This window comes from Citrobacter freundii complex sp. CFNIH9, assembly GCF_002903305.1.
In the GTDB taxonomy this organism is placed as follows: domain Bacteria; phylum Pseudomonadota; class Gammaproteobacteria; order Enterobacterales; family Enterobacteriaceae; genus Citrobacter; species Citrobacter portucalensis.
Map to the genome: position 1 here is coordinate 1,298,452 of NZ_CP026238.1, position 17,287 is coordinate 1,315,738.

Annotated in this window: 19 protein-coding genes and 1 pseudogene; 8 read left to right on the forward strand and 12 right to left on the reverse strand. The window is 52.0% G+C overall.

Translation table 11 applies throughout. The annotated features are described in order from the left end of the window. Positions 1-22: 22 nt before the first annotated feature. From C2U43_RS06460 to C2U43_RS06475, 4 genes are all read left to right on the forward strand, one after another. Positions 23-1,156, forward strand: coding sequence for a porin (locus C2U43_RS06460; RefSeq protein WP_048214766.1), 1,134 nt, complete (start codon positions 23-25; stop codon positions 1,154-1,156). A gap of 261 nt (positions 1,157-1,417) precedes the next feature. Continuing rightward, entirely contained in the window at positions 1,418-2,248 is an 831-nt protein-coding gene (locus tag C2U43_RS06465; protein WP_103284826.1) for a MetQ/NlpA family ABC transporter substrate-binding protein, read from the forward strand. A 63-nt stretch (positions 2,249-2,311) separates the two neighbouring features. Continuing rightward, the gene (gene sfbB, locus C2U43_RS06470) at positions 2,312-3,328 is read left to right on the forward strand and encodes a virulence-associated ABC transporter ATP-binding protein SfbB (protein WP_032942581.1); all 1,017 of its coding nucleotides are present in this window, start codon (positions 2,312-2,314) and stop codon (positions 3,326-3,328) included. After that, positions 3,321-3,980, forward strand: coding sequence for a methionine ABC transporter permease (locus C2U43_RS06475; protein WP_003831085.1), 660 nt, complete (start codon positions 3,321-3,323; stop codon positions 3,978-3,980). Before sfbB ends, C2U43_RS06475 begins: the two co-directional genes overlap by 8 nt. Here C2U43_RS06475 and mnmH read toward each other — a convergent pair whose 3' ends face one another. From mnmH to ppiB, 5 genes are all read right to left on the reverse strand, one after another. Beyond that, entirely contained in the window at positions 3,981-5,066 is a 1,086-nt protein-coding gene (gene mnmH, locus C2U43_RS06480; RefSeq protein WP_103284827.1) for a tRNA 2-selenouridine(34) synthase MnmH, read from the reverse strand. Between the two features lie 96 nt (positions 5,067-5,162). Beyond that, the gene (gene purK, locus C2U43_RS06485) at positions 5,163-6,230 is read right to left on the reverse strand and encodes a 5-(carboxyamino)imidazole ribonucleotide synthase (protein WP_003831106.1); all 1,068 of its coding nucleotides are present in this window, start codon (positions 6,228-6,230) and stop codon (positions 5,163-5,165) included. Further along, positions 6,227-6,736: a 5-(carboxyamino)imidazole ribonucleotide mutase gene (purE, locus tag C2U43_RS06490; protein ID WP_003831107.1), complete on the reverse strand. Its 510-nt coding sequence runs from the start codon at positions 6,734-6,736 to the stop codon at positions 6,227-6,229. The genes purK and purE overlap by 4 nt, the downstream gene beginning before the upstream one ends. 237 nt (positions 6,737-6,973) lie before the next feature. Beyond that, positions 6,974-7,696 (reverse strand): UDP-2,3-diacylglucosamine diphosphatase, encoded by a 723-nt coding sequence (lpxH, locus tag C2U43_RS06500; RefSeq protein WP_060682629.1) that lies wholly within the window; start codon positions 7,694-7,696, stop codon positions 6,974-6,976. 2 nt (positions 7,697-7,698) lie between these two features. Next, entirely contained in the window at positions 7,699-8,193 is a 495-nt protein-coding gene (ppiB, locus tag C2U43_RS06505) for a peptidylprolyl isomerase B (protein ID WP_003021875.1), read from the reverse strand. 173 nt (positions 8,194-8,366) lie between these two features. On the opposite strand from ppiB, the gene cysS reads away from it, so the two are divergent. Continuing rightward, the gene (cysS, locus tag C2U43_RS06510) at positions 8,367-9,752 is read left to right on the forward strand and encodes a cysteine--tRNA ligase (protein WP_103284828.1); all 1,386 of its coding nucleotides are present in this window, start codon (positions 8,367-8,369) and stop codon (positions 9,750-9,752) included. A gap of 77 nt (positions 9,753-9,829) precedes the next feature. Here cysS and C2U43_RS06515 read toward each other — a convergent pair whose 3' ends face one another. From C2U43_RS06515 to C2U43_RS06535, 5 genes are all read right to left on the reverse strand, one after another. Beyond that, complete coding sequence (locus tag C2U43_RS06515) at positions 9,830-10,354, reverse strand: metal-dependent hydrolase (RefSeq protein ID WP_003831110.1); 525 nt, start codon at positions 10,352-10,354, stop codon at positions 9,830-9,832. Between the two features lie 125 nt (positions 10,355-10,479). Next, positions 10,480-10,692 (reverse strand): ribosome-associated protein YbcJ, encoded by a 213-nt coding sequence (gene ybcJ / locus C2U43_RS06520; protein WP_103284829.1) that lies wholly within the window; start codon positions 10,690-10,692, stop codon positions 10,480-10,482. Position 10,693: 1 nt separating this feature from the next. After that, complete coding sequence (gene folD / locus C2U43_RS06525) at positions 10,694-11,560, reverse strand: bifunctional methylenetetrahydrofolate dehydrogenase/methenyltetrahydrofolate cyclohydrolase FolD (protein ID WP_003831112.1); 867 nt, start codon at positions 11,558-11,560, stop codon at positions 10,694-10,696. Between the two features lie 406 nt (positions 11,561-11,966). Continuing rightward, positions 11,967-12,152 (reverse strand): hypothetical protein, encoded by a 186-nt coding sequence (locus C2U43_RS30020; protein ID WP_327004145.1) that lies wholly within the window; start codon positions 12,150-12,152, stop codon positions 11,967-11,969. Beyond that, complete coding sequence (locus C2U43_RS06535) at positions 12,134-13,114, reverse strand: IS5-like element ISKpn26 family transposase (protein WP_000019450.1); 981 nt, start codon at positions 13,112-13,114, stop codon at positions 12,134-12,136. Before C2U43_RS06535 ends, C2U43_RS30020 begins: the two co-directional genes overlap by 19 nt. A gap of 65 nt (positions 13,115-13,179) precedes the next feature. Between C2U43_RS06535 and C2U43_RS06540 the strand changes: the two are divergent. From C2U43_RS06540 to sfmF, 3 genes and pseudogenes are all read left to right on the forward strand, one after another. Continuing rightward, positions 13,180-13,563 (forward strand): annotated as a pseudogene (locus C2U43_RS06540) (FimD/PapC C-terminal domain-containing protein); the annotation flags it as partial. A 4-nt stretch (positions 13,564-13,567) separates the two neighbouring features. After that, positions 13,568-14,575 (forward strand): type 1 fimbria D-mannose specific adhesin FimH, encoded by a 1,008-nt coding sequence (fimH, locus tag C2U43_RS06545; RefSeq protein ID WP_103284831.1) that lies wholly within the window; start codon positions 13,568-13,570, stop codon positions 14,573-14,575. Between the two features lie 34 nt (positions 14,576-14,609). Next, positions 14,610-15,104: a fimbria assembly protein gene (gene sfmF, locus C2U43_RS06550; RefSeq protein ID WP_187392937.1), complete on the forward strand. Its 495-nt coding sequence runs from the start codon at positions 14,610-14,612 to the stop codon at positions 15,102-15,104. A gap of 49 nt (positions 15,105-15,153) precedes the next feature. On the opposite strand, the gene fimZ is transcribed toward sfmF, so the two are convergent. Together fimZ and fimY are read right to left on the reverse strand one after the other, a co-directional pair. Further along, positions 15,154-15,786, reverse strand: coding sequence for a fimbria biosynthesis transcriptional regulator FimZ (fimZ, locus tag C2U43_RS06555; protein ID WP_003831119.1), 633 nt, complete (start codon positions 15,784-15,786; stop codon positions 15,154-15,156). A gap of 586 nt (positions 15,787-16,372) precedes the next feature. After that, positions 16,373-17,095 (reverse strand): fimbria biosynthesis regulator FimY, encoded by a 723-nt coding sequence (fimY, locus tag C2U43_RS06560; protein ID WP_103284832.1) that lies wholly within the window; start codon positions 17,093-17,095, stop codon positions 16,373-16,375. Between the last annotated feature and the right edge of the window lie 192 nt (positions 17,096-17,287).

A 17,287-nucleotide genomic window follows, 5' to 3' on the forward strand; every position in this document is an offset into this window, starting at 1 on the left:
GCTATCTATCAAGGTATAAATAATGACTATAAAAAAAACAGCGCTGGCGGTATCGATCGGCGCAGCAGTGGCATTAACGACTTTCGCTTCACAGGCGGAAATCACGGTCCTGAAACAAGATCCGCAGGCGGGCAACCCGCTGAGCCGTCTTAACTTCACCGTCGGCGGCAGTATTCGTCCGCAGTTCCAGAATATGGCCGGTGACGATGGTAAGAATGGCTACAAACGTAATGGCTTCGATGGCGGTACACGTTTCCGCTTCGCCGCTGACTACTATCTGTTTGATGATATCAGTTGGGTGAGCTACTACGAGCTGGGCGTTAACTTCCCGGCGATGTTCAACTGGGATAACCACTACGCTGACGGTGCCAACGATACCACGCGTCGTATGTTGTACACCGGTCTGAAGAGTGCAACCTGGGGTACGCTGACCTTCGGTCAACAAAACAGCATTTACTATGATGTAGTTGGTGCGAAAACGGATATCTGGGACTATGACATGATCGGTCAGGCGCCTGGAAACGGTATCAATGGCGACTATGACGGTTCCTATCGTACGCGTAAATCACTGAAGTATAAGAAAACGGTTGGCGATGTCGATCTCTACGCCTCTTATCTGTTCAGTGATGATTACAACCCGAACAACGGTCTGCGCTACAAGCGTAAAGGCGGCGGCTCACTGGGTGTGGATTATCACATTACCGATGACCTGACCTGGGGTACGGCGTGGAACTACACTCGCGCGGAAATGCGTGGCAACACCAGCAAAACCTACGATCAAAACATCGTCGGTACCGCGCTGAGCTGGAAACCGGACAACTGGACCTTCTCGATGGGCGGCGGTTGGTATCAAAACTTCATGACCACCAAAAAAGTCTCTGTTAACGACTACTTTGCCGGTGACGCCTGGGGTCTGGAATACTTCGCCGGTTACACCTTCCCGGTGGGTCAATATGCGCTGAAATCCGTTCAGCCGTACTTTATGGGCGACCGTATTGAGTACGTGAATGGCCGTAACTATCTGCGTACCGACAACGGCGTGGGGATCAGCTTCCAGCTGGATTACGGTTTCCGTGTTGACTACGAACACGTCTTTACCTCCAGCACCGACAATCTGGGTGACATGAACCTGGTTCGTCTGCGTTACGACTTCTAATCGAACGCCTGCCGCCCGATACGCTTGCGCTTATCGGGCCTAAGAAAGCTGTTGTAGGCCGGATAAGGCACTTGTGCCGACATCCGGCTTTTTCATACCTTCTTTCATTTAAAAACATACTCTGCAACATCATGAAATAATTTCAAGGACAGCAGGTTGTGATCTGTGTCATGTTAACAATCAGCCTGTTAACGGGCCAACAAGAACAACGTCGCAAGAACGGCGTGAGACATGACACCACAACGTTAAAATGGAGAGAATATGGGATTGCGTCAGAGTTTACGCGTCGCGACCGGGGCGCTGTTACTGGCCTGTGGATTACAGTTTGCTCATGCGAACAGTGACCCGCAAACAATTGTGTTTGGCGTCGCGCCTGGGCCATACGGTGATATGGTGAAACAGGCCATTGCCCCCACGCTGAAAGAGAAAGGCTATAAGGTAGTGGTGCGCGAATTCAGCGATTACGTGCAGCCAAACATGGCGCTCTCCAACGGTAGCATTGATGCTAACCTGTTCCAGCATTCGCTCTATTTTGACAAATTCACCGCCGATAAAGGCCTGAAGCTGAGCAAGCTGATTGTGGTCCCGACGGCCGGGATGGGGTTTTACTCACATAAAATCAAAAGCCTGGATGAGTTGAAAAAAGGAGATGTGATCACGCTCTCCAACGATCCCACCAACCTGGCTCGCGGTCTGCGTTTCCTGCAGTCTATTGGCCTTATCACCATCAAAGACAATATTGATCCAACTAAAGCCTCCGAGCGCGATATCGCCAGCAATCCGAAAGGGCTGGTGTTTAAACCGCTGGAAGCGGCACAACTGCCGCGTACGCTGGACGGTGTGACCGGTGCGCTGGTCAACGGTAACTTTGCCGTGGCGGCAAAAATGGATCTCGCCAGCGCCATCAAGCAGGAACACCTGGACGAAAATCTGAAAAATATCATCGCGGTACGCAGTGAAGATGCGGATAAACCGTTCGCGAAAGATATTGTTGAGGCGGTGAAATCTCCGGCGTATCGCGCGGTGATCGACGATCCGCAAAATATCTACAGCGCCTTCCAGAAACCGGAATGGATGTCGTCAGCCCAATAATCGCTGCGCACAAGGGTTAACAGGGGCAGCGACGACTGCCCTTTTCGCATTTCTGAGGTGGCTATGATTGAGATTGAGAAAGTTTGCGTGGATTTTAGCGCAGGCCGTGGACCATCAACCCGGGCGGTTGATGACGTTAGCTTGCGCATTGGCGCAGGTGAGATATTTGGCATTGTCGGGACCAGCGGCGCGGGGAAAAGTACGCTGCTGCGTACCCTGAACGCCTTAACGCGTCCGAGCCAGGGAAGCGTGAAGGTGAACGGCGTAGAAATTTCTGCGCTGGAAGGGGGGCATCTACGTAAAGCCCGTCAGCGTATCGGGATGATTTTTCAACATTTTAACCTGATGCATACCCGTACCGTGGCGCAAAACGTCGCCTTTAGCCTGAAGGCTGCCGGATGGGAGCGAAGTAAAATTGGTCCGCGCGTGAGCGAAATCCTGGCGCTGGTGGGTCTGTCCGACAAGGCGAACCGCTTTCCGGTTCAGCTCAGCGGTGGGCAAAAGCAGCGTGTGGGTATTGCCCGCGCGATTGCCAATCATCCGGATGTGCTGCTGTGTGATGAACCTACCTCGGCGCTGGACCTCGAAACCTCAGCCACGATTCTGGCGTTGCTTAAGCAGATCAACCAACAGCTGGGGATCACGATCGTGCTGATCACTCACGAGATGAACGTGATCAAATCGATTTGCGATCGCGTGGCGGTAATGTCCGGCGGCAAGGTGGTGGAGTCTGGTGAAGTGTTTGACGTTTTTGCTCACCCGCAGCACGCGTTTACGCAGCAGCTGGTGTCGCATACCCTCAATTTGACGCTGCCCGAGCGTCTGCGCCAGCATCTGCCTGGTCAGTTGCTAAAAATTCTGTTCATCGGCGATTCGGCGGAACAGCCGGTGTTGTCAGAAGTCGCGGTTAAATTTGGCGTGGCGGTGAACATTCTGCACGGCAAAATTGAATATATTGGCGAACGTGCGCTGGGGATTCTGGTCGTGCAACTGACCGCGCCGCATAACCCTTCAGCGGTGGAAGTTGCCGTGGAACATATTCGTCAACGTACTGCACAGGTGGAGGTGATTCGTGGATGATTTATTGCCTGATTTGACGCTGGCGTTTAATGAAACTTTCCAGATGCTGAGCATCTCTACGGTGCTGGCAATTATTGGTGGTCTGCCGCTCGGTTTTCTGATTTTCGTCACCGATCGGCATTTATTCTGGCAAAACCGTTTTGTGTATCTGCTCAGCTCCGTGCTGGTGAATATCATTCGTTCGGTACCGTTTGTGATCCTGCTGGTTCTGCTGCTGCCGCTAACCCAGTTTTTGCTCGGGAATACCATTGGCCCTATTGCGGCGTCGGTCCCGCTCTCGGTGGCGGCAATCGCTTTCTATGCCCGTCTGGTTGATAGCGCGTTACGTGAAGTCGATAAAGGCATTATTGAAGCGGCGGAAGCGTTTGGTGCCAGCCCGATGCGTATCATCTGCACCGTTCTGTTACCTGAAGCGAGCGCGGGTCTGCTGCGTGGGTTGACGATAACGCTGGTGAGTCTGATCGGTTACTCCGCGATGGCCGGGATCGTTGGCGGCGGTGGAGTCGGCGACCTGGCGATTCGCTTTGGTTATTACCGCTACGAAACCCAGGTCATGATCGTCACCGTGGTGGCGCTGATTATTTTGGTGCAGGTCGTTCAGGTGCTGGGGGACTGGCTGGCAAAACGCGCAGATAAGCGCGACAGACACTGATCACTGTGCGTTAAGCCACTCGGCAACGTCCTGCCATGTGCCGCGAAAAACGATTTTCGCGGCTTTCTTTTCCAGCTGATAACGATACATCGGGTCGTAATACTCATTGAGCAACGGCACCAGCCAGCCCATATGGGCGTCGGTGCTGCCCGTTGCCTGCTGTTCGCGCAGAGCCTCGTCGAGCAGGGTGGTCAGCTCGGCAAAACGTTGTAAACCCAGACGACGGCGGATAGCGAACAGGCCGTGGTGCAGATACTCGCTGTACTCCTGCCAGCCCTGGCTCTCGCCATAAGCGTGGGTAAAATCGTGGTGCATCTTCACGAAATACTCTTCGCTTAGTCGCTCCAGACGACGCTCAAAAGGATCGTCCACCACCGCAATTGATGCCTGGGTCATGCGCTCGCGCAGGCATTCTGGCAGATGATTAGCCCCGATCATGCGGCCTTCATCTTCAAGTACCCACAGACGTAAATCCTGACGGCTATCGGTTTTGAGCATTTCAACCGCCAGCAGGTTTTCAAAACTCGCCTGACTCAATTGAGGTTCAACGGTGCGCCCAAACGAGGAGCCGCGATGGTGCGCCAGACCTTCGAGATCCACACCGTTTGGCTGTTGTTGCACCAGTTGGGTTTTACCGTTCCCGGTACAGCCGCCAATTAAGACAATCGGCTTTTGCACTAATTCTTCAGTCAGCTGTATCACTGCCTGGCGCAGGGCTTTGTAACCGCCTTTAATCAGCGGATAGTCAATACCGGACTCATGCAGCCACTGCTGCACAATATGCGAACGCTGACCGCCGCGCGCGCAGCATAAATAGCCCGCAGGATTTTGACGGCAGGCGTTCTGCCAGGCCCGCATTCTCTGTTGGCGGGTCTCACCCGAGACCAGTTGATGGCCGAGCGCGAGGGCGGCTTCGGGCCCCTGACGTTTATAACAGGTCCCGACGGCGGCACGTTCGTCATCGTTCATTAAGGGAAGGTTGATTGCGCCCGGCATTGCGCCTTGCTGAAATTCGACGGGGGCGCGTACATCGATTAAAGGCGTACCGGCGAGCAAAATTGCGCGGTAGTCCGTTCCATCGTTCATGTTTGATCCTGAAAATACAAAACAGCAATGGAGGGGATTTTACGCGCCAGAGGAGGGGCCGGGGAAGGATAAAATCAACTCCCCGGCATTATTGGCTTATTTCAGCTTTGACTGCGCCCAGATAATACCGCTGGCATATTCCGGCGGCAGCAGGGGGATAAGCGCTTCCAGCGTTGCGCTAAGGCGCGCGGTATCGCTGTCGCTCAGGTTCAGATGACCCACCTTACGCCCTTCACGCACCTCTTTGTCATACCAGTGCAGATGCACCAGCGGCAGCTTCAGCCAGTCGTAGTTCAGGTCGCTACCAATCAGGTTTACCATCACCGAAGGGTGGTTCACCACCGGCGTCGGTAACGGCAGGTCGGTAATGGCACGTAGATGCAGCTCAAACTGGCTGATGCTGGCGCCGTTTTGCGTCCAGTGGCCACTGTTGTGCACGCGCGGAGCCAGTTCGTTAATCAGCAGACCTTCCGGAGTGATGAAACACTCCATCGCCATCACGCCGACATAGCCCAGCTCCTGCATGATGGCAGAGAGCATTGCTTCAGCCTGTTCCTGCTGTCTGGCGTTAGCCTGCGGGAATACCACGCTGGTGCGCAGAATGCCGTCCTGATGGAGGTTATGGGTCAGCGGATAGAAAACGGTGCTGCCGTCGTGCGCACGAGCGCCAACCAGTGAGACTTCACCGGAGAAGTTGATTCCTCGCTCGACGATGCACTCGCCGTAGCAGTCGTCCGGCAGTTGCTCAGTTTCATTTGCGCGCAAGCGCCACTGTCCACGTCCATCGTAGCCGCCGACGCGACGTTTCACAATCGCCAGCTCGCCAAGTTTGTCGAATACCGCAGACCATTCGCTTTTATCTGCCAGCAGCTGCCACGGCGCGGTCGCCAGACCGAGCTTGTCAAAAAGCTGCTTTTGCGTCAGACGGTCGGCAATAATCGGGAAGACGTCGCGGTTAACAAACGCCGGGTGGCGTGCCAGTTCGCGGGTGAGTGCCGTTTCCGGCCAGCGCTCAATCTCAGCGGTGATCACGCTTTGCTGAAAAGGGACCGCAGCCGGTTCAGCGTCCAGCCCGACGGGCCAGACTGCTATGCCCAGTGGCTCACCGGCCTGGCGCAGCATGCGCCCTAGCTGTCCGTTGCCAAGTACGCAGACCTGCTTCATGCGACACCTCGCGGGTCCGGGTTCTCCAGCACCTCATCGGTTTGCGCTTTGCGCCAGTCGTTCAGACGCTGGTGTAATGCTTTGTCGTGTGTTGCCAGAATTTGTGCTGCCAGCAGGGCCGCATTTGCCGCGCCCGCTTTGCCGATAGCCAGCGTGCCGACCGGAATACCGCGCGGCATTTGAACGATAGAGTAGAGGCTATCTACGCCGCTCAGCGCTGCGCTTTGCACCGGAACACCGAGGACAGGCACCAGCGTTTTCGCCGCAATCATGCCAGGCAAATGCGCTGCGCCACCAGCCCCGGCAATAATCACCTGATAACCGTTCTCTTCAGCGCTTTCGGCGAAGCTAAACAGTTTGTCTGGGGTGCGGTGGGCGGAGACGACTTCAACATGATGCGGAACGTCCAGGATTTCGAAGATTTCGGCGGCGAACTGCATGGTAGCCCAGTCGCTTTTGGACCCCATCACGATGGCGACACGCGCCGGATTATTGCGGGAAGACATGCGTCTGAAAACTCCTGTGGTGCACTACACTCGACTTTTGAGGCCACAGAGAATAGCATAATTCACCGCCAAGGAAAACGATTGCGCGCTTTGCACTTCACTCTTCAAGCAGCCTCTTTGTTGGCTGCATCTGCTCACCCCAGTCACTTCTTTTGTAAGCTCCAGGGGACTCACAGATTTGCCACCTCGATGCAACTCGAATAGTTTTGTGTAAAGAGGAACTGGGTATCTGCAGAATTAAAACGGAAAGGCGATCAGTTCAACGTCGTCAGGGGTGACTTTGATCATCGAACCTTCGGTGTGCCATGCGCCTAATACCACGCGGAAAGCGGGTTGCTCATTGGCCGTAAGCTCGTGGACGGCAGGGCGGTGGGTATGGCCGTGAATTAACCACTGAACCTGATGTTTTTCCATCTCGCTAATCACGGCCTGCTGATTCACGTCCATGATTTCCAGCGATTTGGTGGTGTTGGCTGCTTTGCTGTTGGCACGCATTTTCGCAGCGATTCGCTGGCGAACGAACAGCGGCAGAGCGAGGAACAGCTTCTGTAACCAGGGTTGATGCACTTTGGCGCGAAATGCCTGATAGCCTGCGTCGTCGGTGCATAAGGTGTCGCCATGCATGATCAGCACCTTGCGGCCATACAGGTCGAGCACTTTTTCTTCGGGAAGCAAGGTCATGCCGCTCGCACGGGCAAAACGTTTACCGAGCAGAAAATCACGATTGCCGTGAATAAAAAAGCAGGGAACGCCGGAATCAGTCAGTGATTTTATCGCCGCGGCCATTTCACGATGCAGCGGATTAGGATCGTCGTCACCAATCCAGGCTTCAAACAGGTCGCCAAGAATATATAGCGCATCGGCCTTTCGCGCATCACCGGCTAAAAAACGCAGAAAACCGGCGGTGATCGCCGGTTCTTCTGTGCAGAGGTGAAGATCTGCAATAAACAGTGTCGCCACGATTACTCGCTGACGGTCACGTTTTCGATGATAACGTCTTCTTTTGGCACATCCTGATGCATACCGCTGCGACCAGTGGAAACGCCTTTGATTTTATCAACCACGTCCATGCCTTCAACAACTTCAGCGAACACGCAGTAACCCCAACCCTGCATGCTTTCGCCGGAGAAGTTCAGGAAGTCGTTGTCTGCAACGTTGATGAAGAACTGTGCGGTTGCGGAGTGCGGAGCCTGAGTACGCGCCATCGCCAGCGTACCACGGGTGTTTTTCAGACCGTTGTTCGCTTCGTTTTTGATCGCTTCTTTCGTGGCTTTTTGCTTCATGCCTGGCTCGAAACCGCCGCCCTGGATCATGAAACCGTTAATAACACGGTGGAAAATGGTGTTGTTGTAAAAACCTTCGCGGCAGTAGTCCAGGAAGTTTTTAACTGTTTCAGGCGCTTTATCATCAAACGTTTTGATTACGATATCGCCGTGATTAGTGTGGAAAGTAACCATTTTTGCATCCTGTTCCGATAGATTGGTGCTTCGACCCCGTCAAGGGTCAGAGTTAGGGGTGTGTTATAGCATAACCGCAAGCTGCGATCACCTCGCAAAGTGTGCTGCTTCCGGTCTAAATTATGGGTATTATACAGACTTTACTATCCACACACGTCTACACGGAATCTTCGATGTTAAAAATCTTTAATACACTGACGCGCCAAAAAGAGGAATTCAAACCTATTCATGCCGGGGAAGTCGGCATGTACGTGTGTGGTATTACCGTTTACGATCTCTGTCATATTGGCCACGGACGTACCTTCGTTTCTTTCGACGTCGTTGCGCGTTATCTGCGCTTCCTCGGCTATAAGCTGAAGTATGTGCGCAACATTACCGATATCGATGACAAAATCATCAAGCGCGCGAATGAAAACGGCGAAAGCTTTGTGGCGTTGGTCGACAGAATGATCGCGGAAATGCACAGCGATTTCGATGCGCTGAATATTCTGCGCCCGAATCTGGAGCCGCGTGCTACGCACCATATCGCTGAAATTATCGAAATCACTGAACAACTGATTGCCAAAGGTCACGCTTACGTTGCTGATAACGGCGACGTGATGTTCGACGTGCCGACTGACCCGAACTACGGCCAGCTGTCGCGCCAGGATCTGGATCAGCTGCAGGCAGGCGCACGCGTTGACGTGGTTGATGTGAAACGCAACCCGATGGACTTCGTGCTGTGGAAAATGTCCAAAGAAGGCGAGCCGAGCTGGCCGTCTCCGTGGGGCGCGGGCCGTCCGGGCTGGCACATCGAATGTTCGGCGATGAACTGCAAACAGCTGGGCAACCATTTCGATATTCACGGCGGCGGTTCGGACCTGATGTTCCCGCACCATGAAAACGAAATTGCTCAGTCCACCTGTGCGCATGACGGTGAGTACGTTAATTACTGGATGCATTCCGGGATGGTGATGGTTGACCGCGAGAAAATGTCCAAATCGCTGGGCAACTTCTTTACCGTTCGCGACGTGCTGAAATACTACGACGCCGAAACTATCCGTTACTTCCTGATGTCCGGTCATTACCGTAGCCAGTTAAACTACAGCGAAGAGAACCTCAAGCAGGCGCGTTCTGCGCTGGAGCGTCTGTATACCGCGCTGCGTGGCACCGACAAATCCGTTGCGCCAGCCGGTGGCGAAGCCTTTGAAGCGCGCTTTATTGAAGCGATGGACGATGACTTCAACACCCCGGAAGCCTACTCCGTACTGTTTGATATGGCACGTGAGGTTAACCGTCTGAAGGGTGAAGATATGGCGGCGGCTAACGGCATGGCTGCGCATCTGCGTAAGCTTTCCAGCGTACTGGGCCTGCTGGAACAGGATCCAGAAGCGTTCCTGCAAAGTGGTGCGCAGGCAGATGACGGTGAAGTTGCTGAAATTGAAGCGTTAATCCAACAACGTCTGGATGCACGTAAGGCGAAAGACTGGGCGGCAGCTGACGCCGCGCGTGACCGTCTCAACGAGATGGGCATCGTGCTGGAAGACGGTCCGCAGGGTACCACCTGGCGTCGTAAGTAACTCTGTAATGCCCGGTGGCGCTTACGCTTACCGGGCCGTGTAGGCCGGATAAGACGCAGCGCGTCGCATCCGGCAGATTAATGTTTCCGATACCACCACAGCACACCCATCATTACGATTCCCGGCAGCCATACCCACATTAACTCCGACATGATCACCTGGTGCCCGTACGGCGTGGCGTAGCGTGATAACGCAAACGGGGCGACTTTAATCACCTGCCATGGCGCGAAGAAGCGCTCATCCGACCACGGCCACAGCCAGCCGACGCCTTTACCGCCGGTGGTGACAGAATCCAGCAGACTGTGCGACAGCAGTGAAACCGTCAGGAATAGCCAGCAGCGAATCAATCCCGCCTTAAACCATCGTCGGCCAATCAAGACGCAGAGCAGCGGTACCACGAAGGCGAACAGCAGTGAGTGGGTAAAACCCCGGTGACCAAACACATTGCCGTAGGCGACGCCGAACTTAAATGACAACACGTCGGCATCTGGCAGCATGGCCAGAACGACGCCAGCAAACAGTAATCGTGGGGGGATGACTTTAAGTCCGAGACCTAACCCTAAACAGAGCGGAACGGCCGCGTGGGTAACGATAGTGGGCATGATGATCGCTTCGTATGGAAAAACAACATGCTATCAGTTCACTGTGAAGTGGGGATGAAGTCATTATCTGAAAACGAGAGGGGGAAGTGGCCGGATACGGTGTTAACCTCATCCGGCACTTAGGGTCACGCCACGACGTTAATGCTGTGGCCTTCAAAGCTGACGGTCTGTCCGGCAACGATTTTGCAGCGTTTACGCGTTTCAACAACGCCATCGACCTTCACTAACCCTTCGCCAATAGCAATTTTTGCCTGGGCGCCGCTTTCGCTCCAGCCTTCCAGCTTCAGCAAATCGCAGAGTTCAACGTATGGGTGTTTACCCAGTGAAAATGTGGCCATCTTAAACGTCCTTTACATCATGATATTCAACACACGCCTGCAGCGTGTTTTCGATAAGTGTGGCGACCGTCATTGGGCCTACGCCGCCGGGGACCGGCGTGATATATGACGCTCGTGCGGCCGCATCGTCAAAGACCACATCGCCAACAACCTTACCATTCTCCAGACGGTTGATGCCGACATCAATCACAATCGCACCTTCTTTGATCCACTCACCAGGAATAAAGCCCGGTTTACCGACGGCAACAATCAGCAGGTCAGCATTTTCTACGTGGCGGCGCAGATCTTTGGTGAATCGGTGGGTGACGGTGGTGGTGCACCCAGCCAGCAGTAGCTCCATACTCATTGGGCGACCGACAATATTCGAGGCACCAATGACCACGGCATTCAGACCGTAGGTATCGATGTTGTAACGCTCAAGCAGGGTAACGATACCGCGCGGAGTACATGGGCGCAGACGCGGTGCGCGCTGGCACAGGCGACCGACGTTATACGGGTGGAAACCGTCAACGTCTTTATCTGGCGCAATACGTTCCAGCACTTTCACGTTGTCGATACCCGCCGGCAAAGGCAGTTGTACCAGGATACCGTCGATGGTGGTATCTGCATTGAGCGTATCGATCAGCTCAAGAAGCTCCGCCTCGCTGGTGGTTTCAGGCAGGTCATAGGAGCGGGAGACAAACCCCACTTCGTCACAGGCTTTGCGTTTACTCGCAACATAAATCTGCGAAGCCGGGTTGCTACCTACCAGCACAACAGCCAGGCCTGGGGCGCGTAATCCAGCCGCTAAACGCGCCTGAACTTTTTGAGCAACCTCAGAGCGCACCTGCTGCGCAATCGTTTTACCGTCAATAATCTTTGCTGCCATCAGAGAGAGAATTCCGTCTGTTACGTTAAACCGAAGGGGATGTCACTATTTTGTCAGAAGCGGGGCGTGCTGTCAGTTTTCGTTTGCGTTTTTACGTGCGATAACGGGTGCCATGGTCAGAGCATGGGATCAGCACAGAGGCTGAAGTCCCCCGGATAATTAATGAGCATGCGAATTAAAATTAACGTGAATGAAACAATTCATCACCCTGGTGTTTTCAGGGGTAATGCGCCATAAACCAGTCTGTTACGTACCTTTATGGGAGCATTTAAGTAATATTCACCCAGATTTTTCTTAGGTCCCAATAAGAATTGGCCAGGGTCAATAAAAGGATTTGCAGGTATTTTTCATTAATTGAAATGTTTAATTTAACCCTGTGACGAATAGTCATATTCGCGAAGATTAATTAGTGAATCAAATACTCAGGGAAGGTGCGAATAAGCAGGTCATTTCTTCCCAAGCTGACTCGCTGATTAAAATTTCGCGGATCTGGGCCGATTTTTTTCCCGCAAACACATCGAATCAGCCTATTTAGGCTATTTTTTCCACCATTTCTGGCGTTATTTCCGGTTTTTACTGAGATCTCTCCCACTGACGTATCATTTGGTCCACCCGAAACAGGTTGGCCAGGGTGAATAACATCGCCAGTTGGTTATCGTTTTTCAGCAGCCCTTTGTATCTGGCTTTCACGAAGCCGAACTGCCGCTTGATGATGCGAAACGGGTGCTCCACCCTGGCACGGATGCTGGCTTTCATGTATTCGATGTTGATGGCCGTTTTGTTCTTGCGCGGATGCTGCTTCAAGGTTTTTACCCTGCCGGGACGCTCGGCGATCAGCCAGTCCACATCCACCTCGGCCAGCTCCTCGCGCTGTGGCGCTCCTTGGTAGCCGGCATCGGCTGAGACAAATTGCTCCTCTCCATGAAGCAGATTACCCAGCTGATTGAGGTCATGCTCGTTGGCCGCGGTGGTGACTAGGCTGTGGGTCAGGCCACTCTTGGCATCGACACCAATGTGGGCCTTCATGCCAAAGTGCCACTGATTGCCTTTCTTGGTCTGATGCATCTCCGGATCGCGTTGCTGCTCTTTGTTCTTGGTAGAGCTGGGTGCCTCAATGATGGTGGCATCCACCAAAGTGCCTTGGGTCATCATGACGCCTGCTTCGGCCAGCCAGCGATTGATGGTCTTGAACAATTGACGGGCCAGTTGATGCTGCTCGAGCAGGTGGCGGAAATTCATGATGGTGGTGCGATCCGGCAGGGCGCTATCCAGGGATAATCGGGCAAACAGGCGCATGGAGGCGATTTCGTACAGGGCATCTTCCATGGCACCGTCGCTCAGGTTGTACCAATGCTGCATGCAGTGAATACGCAGCATGGTCTCCAGCGGATAGGGCCGTCGGCCATTGCCCGCCTTGGGATAAAACGGCTCGATGACAGCGGTCATATTCTGCCATGGCAGAATCTGCTCCATGCGGGAGAGGAAAATCTCTTTTCGGGTCTGACGGCGCTTAGTGCTGAATTCACTATCGGCGAAGGTGAGTTGATGGCTCATGATGTCCCTCTGGGATGCGCTCCGGATGAATATGATGATCTCATATCAGGAACTTGTTCGCACCTTCCTTAGATACCAATTCAATGAACAACAATACCGATGTGGAAAATAACGTTAGCAGCGTCGTGCCAACGCAAGGAGCATTGGTGCGAGCCGCGTTTGATACACGTATCGGTGTGCGGGCGCTGATAACCGCGAAATATGCAGGTAAACCTGTGCCATTTGGATCCGTTGTGCGTGAAAACACCAGCGGCGTGACCAGTATGGTGGGCGAAGACGGGCAAATCTACCTAAGCGGCTTGCCGCTAAAAGGTGAATTGCTGATCCAATGGGGGGAAAGCGCTAACGCTCGCTGCGTGGCGCACTATGCCTTGCCTGAGGAGAGTCTGAAACAGGCGGTGACGCTCACGAACGTGACGTGCGAATCTCCAACGGCACGACAGGAATAATACGATGAAACGACAAACAGGTTTGTTACTGGGAAGCGCTTTACTGCTGATGGCTCATTCGTCCTGGGCAACGGTCTGCCAAAACTCGAATGGCACACCAACGGATGTTTTTTACGATCTGTCGAACGTCTTTAACAGCAGCAATAATCAGCCGGGGCAGGTGGTGACGTTACCGGAAAAATCGGGCTGGGTTGGCGTTAATGCCACCTGTCCGGCTGGGACAACGGTGAATTACACCTATCGAAGCTATGTCACTGAACTTCCGGTTCAAAGTACCGAGGGTGGTTTTCAGTATCTGAAGCTCAATGACTACCTGCTGGGGGCCATGAGCATCACCGACAGCTATGCCGGGTTGTTTTATCCTCCGCGTAATTATATCCGCATGGGGACTCACCCCAACGTATCGAAACAGCAGCCTTTTGGCGTAATGGATTCAAAGCTGGTGTTTAAACTCAAAGTGATTCGCTCGTTTATTAACATGGTGCCGATCCCGCGCCAGACCATGTTCAGAGTCTATGTCACGACCAGTACTGGAGATGCGCTAAGCACGCCGGTTTATACTATCAGCTACAGCGGTAAGGTGGAGGTTCCACAAAACTGTGAGGTGAACGCAGGGCAGATTGTCGAGTTTGATTTTGGCGATATTGGCGCATCGTTGTTCAGCAAGGCGGGGGCAGGAAACCGTCCCGAAGGCATTAATCCGCAGACCAAAACGGTGGCGATAAAATGCACCAACGTCGCTGCACAGGCCTACTTAACCATGCGGGTAGAGGCCGAGAAAGCCTCCGGGCAAATGATGGTATCAGACAATCCTGACTTAGGGTTCATTGTCGCCGACAAAACCGGTAGACCGCTGACGCCCAATAATCTGTCCAGCACGATCCCATTTCAACTGGATGATAACGCCGCGGCAAATGTGAGTATTCGGACATGGCCGGTCAGCGTGACGGGGAATAAACCTACCGAAGGGCCTTTTACTGCCCGTGGCTATCTGCGAGTAGATTATGACTAACAAGCAAACGCCAACTTCATGGGCGCTTCTGGTGATGCTGCCCATACTGACATTCAGCTCGTTGTGCCATGCGGCCTCATCGCTGGGCGAAATCAATATTGAACTGCGCGGAAACGTGGTGGACTTTACCTGTGCGGTGATTGCCAGCGACAGCAATAAGTCGGTTGAATTGGGCACCTGGCCAACAAAGCAGTTACAGACCAGCGGGGATACTACCCAACCAGTCGCGTTTACGCTGAAGCTGGAAGGCTGCCCGCCGGGATCCGCGTCAATAACGTTTTCTGGTACTCCGGCCCCGGGTACGACGTTGCTGGCGCTTGATGACGCGGTGATGGCGCAAAAGGTGGCGATCGAACTGCATGACAGTGACCGTACGCGATTACCGCTCGAGCAGGCCAGCCAAACCGTAGGGATTGATGAAAACGGCAATGCCACGCTGACCTTTTTCGCCAACTATATCGCGTTAGCAGACGGGGTTCAGCCAGGCCTCGCCAGGGCCGATGCCACATTTATGATTAACTATAACTAATCAATGCGCGGATAAAACGCTCCCGAACGAAGTCTCGCCGGGAGTGCTATTACATTAATTCATGCATTTTTGCGTAATCGATCAGCTCAACGATAGTGTGCAAGCCGAGTTTGGCGTAGATGTTAGCTTTGTGAGCACTAATCGTTTTATTGCTGAGTAACAGCTGCTCAGCAATTTCCTTATTAGAGAGGCCATTTGCCAGATAACGCAAAACCGTAACTTCGCGATTAGAGAGCGGCATGTCATTCAATACACCTTTTTTCATATTTATATTGTTAATGAAGTTAAGGGTGTCTGAAGGGAAAAAAGAATATCCCGATAAAATCATTTTTACCGCATTGTAGATATCATTCAAATCCTTTCGTTTACTGACAAAACCATTTGCACCGGCCCTGATAGCACGCCCGGCATAAAAAGACTCCGATTTGGAGGAGAGAAACAGCACCCGAGTATTCTCCTGCAGAGACTTTATTCTCTTGAGTAATGTAAATCCATCTGAACCAGGTAGTTCAATATCCAGAATGACAAGATCGACAGGGTAAGTGCGCAGGTGCTCTATTGCCGTACGGCTGTCATCGGTCTTCAACACAACCTGGATATTACTGTTTTTTTCAAGTAGTACTTCTATCGACATTCTGACAATAGGGTGTTCGTCCATAATGATAACGGATGCTGGTTTCATTGTTGTATGCCTCAAACTGTATGCGTATCTTGATAATTTTATAAAACATCAGGCGTTATAATATTGTCAAATAGCCAAGGGTTGTTCTGAGGGAGAGTCGAATAAATATTATTTCATCCTTGTTTATTCGGTTGCTCTTCTACAGAACAATGAATTTGTGGAAAATCCATTTCACACTGGGAAAACTAACAATTAATCAGAAAACTATGGGGATTATACCTGCTCTGTTCTTTCGGAAAAGGCTTACAACATTCAGGTTGTTAATGTCAGTTAGGATGTTCTAAAAGATCCAGATGTGTTAATGACTATTGGCATTATTTTACTGCTGTTTGAATTATGGCAGACTGAAAAAAATTTTTAAATGGTAAAAACAATACAATAAACTAATTGTTTAGGATTTGTTAAGGTGGGAATGACGCTATTTGTGCTGATATGCACAGAATCAGTATGGTTTACTGGGGTGGTGGAAGTTAGCATAATACCAGGAATAGTTGTAAATATTAAATAGTTGTGAAATTTAGATCTTTTATCTCATATAAAAATAAGTAATTTCCTAAAAAATCTTATGGCACATAGGGTTAGGGTGTTAAATTAAATGAGCAGAGGTAACGCTGAGGCGATGTATCAGGTGCAAAAAACGCTGCCGGTTTGCTAAGCCCAGACGCACAATCAGCTGGTTCAGGCGATAGATGATACGGTGGTAGGGGCGAGCTTGTAACAAAGCAATCTCTTTTAAGGAGTTACCTTGTAAAAGTAATTCCACCATCTCCCAATCGAGCTGGTTTATGTGCCTGGAGTGAATATAGTTAAGGACTGGCGACAATAAAGCGCGACGCATCTCCGGGAGGCGCAGGCTACGTGACAAGATATAAAATGGACCGGACAGAGAAATAAAAGGGATTAGGTCTTCATCGTGGCGGGAAAGCAATATGAAGATTTGGATGTTATTCCGCGGTTTAATTAGCTGGCGCAGATACTCCAGAACATCAAAATAAGAGATTGTTAAACCTTCCATATCAACCACTAACTGACTAATTACCGACTCTCGCAGGCTGACTTTGGCCGATTCAATGGTCTGGAAGATCGCGGTACGTGCTCCTGAAAATAAATGTCGACCCAGCGCATAGGCCAGATAGTAATCTGTCGTAATAATCGCCTGAGATATAGTGTCACTCGGTAATGTGTATTCGAGTTTTTGCGTCAGATACTCAAGTTGGTCAAATACCTGTGATGTGTAGTGAGGATATTGCCAGGTACAGTTAGTGTTTCGTATACGGCGATGTCGATCCCGGCGTTTTGCGCTGTGCATCCTTTTCCATTCCATTTCTGTTGCGGCAGGTCTGGATAAATTGCCGACTATAAACATCCCTGACCCAAATTTTCTCCAGCGTAAAGGCGAGTTTCCTTGTGCTGTTGGGTTTCAATGCTTCAGCAATCATCAGACTGGCAATTGCGTATCCCATCAGAATAATCTGCCGGAAGTTTTCTGATGTCTTACTCA

What these genes read in the sequence shown, in the direction of transcription:
- C2U43_RS06460 (WP_048214766.1), top strand. Translation starts at nt 23, where the DNA reads ATGACTATAAAAAAAACAGCGCTGGCGGTATCGATCGGCGCAGCAGTG.
- C2U43_RS06465 (WP_103284826.1), top strand. Translation starts at nt 1,418, where the DNA reads ATGGGATTGCGTCAGAGTTTACGCGTCGCGACCGGGGCGCTGTTACTG.
- sfbB (WP_032942581.1), top strand. Translation starts at nt 2,312, where the DNA reads ATGATTGAGATTGAGAAAGTTTGCGTGGATTTTAGCGCAGGCCGTGGA.
- mnmH (WP_103284827.1), bottom strand. Translation starts at nt 5,066, where the DNA reads ATGAACGATGGAACGGACTACCGCGCAATTTTGCTCGCCGGTACGCCT.
- purK (WP_003831106.1), bottom strand. Translation starts at nt 6,230, where the DNA reads ATGAAGCAGGTCTGCGTACTTGGCAACGGACAGCTAGGGCGCATGCTG.
- purE (WP_003831107.1), bottom strand. Translation starts at nt 6,736, where the DNA reads ATGTCTTCCCGCAATAATCCGGCGCGTGTCGCCATCGTGATGGGGTCC.
- ppiB (WP_003021875.1), bottom strand. Translation starts at nt 8,193, where the DNA reads ATGGTTACTTTCCACACTAATCACGGCGATATCGTAATCAAAACGTTT.
- cysS (WP_103284828.1), top strand. Translation starts at nt 8,367, where the DNA reads ATGTTAAAAATCTTTAATACACTGACGCGCCAAAAAGAGGAATTCAAA.
- C2U43_RS06515 (WP_003831110.1), bottom strand. Translation starts at nt 10,354, where the DNA reads ATGCCCACTATCGTTACCCACGCGGCCGTTCCGCTCTGTTTAGGGTTA.
- ybcJ (WP_103284829.1), bottom strand. Translation starts at nt 10,692, where the DNA reads ATGGCCACATTTTCACTGGGTAAACACCCATACGTTGAACTCTGCGAT.
- folD (WP_003831112.1), bottom strand. Translation starts at nt 11,560, where the DNA reads ATGGCAGCAAAGATTATTGACGGTAAAACGATTGCGCAGCAGGTGCGC.
- C2U43_RS06535 (WP_000019450.1), bottom strand. Translation starts at nt 13,114, where the DNA reads ATGAGCCATCAACTCACCTTCGCCGATAGTGAATTCAGCACTAAGCGC.
- fimH (WP_103284831.1), top strand. Translation starts at nt 13,568, where the DNA reads ATGAAACGACAAACAGGTTTGTTACTGGGAAGCGCTTTACTGCTGATG.
- sfmF (WP_187392937.1), top strand. Translation starts at nt 14,610, where the DNA reads ATGCTGCCCATACTGACATTCAGCTCGTTGTGCCATGCGGCCTCATCG.
- fimZ (WP_003831119.1), bottom strand. Translation starts at nt 15,786, where the DNA reads ATGAAACCAGCATCCGTTATCATTATGGACGAACACCCTATTGTCAGA.
- fimY (WP_103284832.1), bottom strand. Translation starts at nt 17,095, where the DNA reads ATGCACAGCGCAAAACGCCGGGATCGACATCGCCGTATACGAAACACT.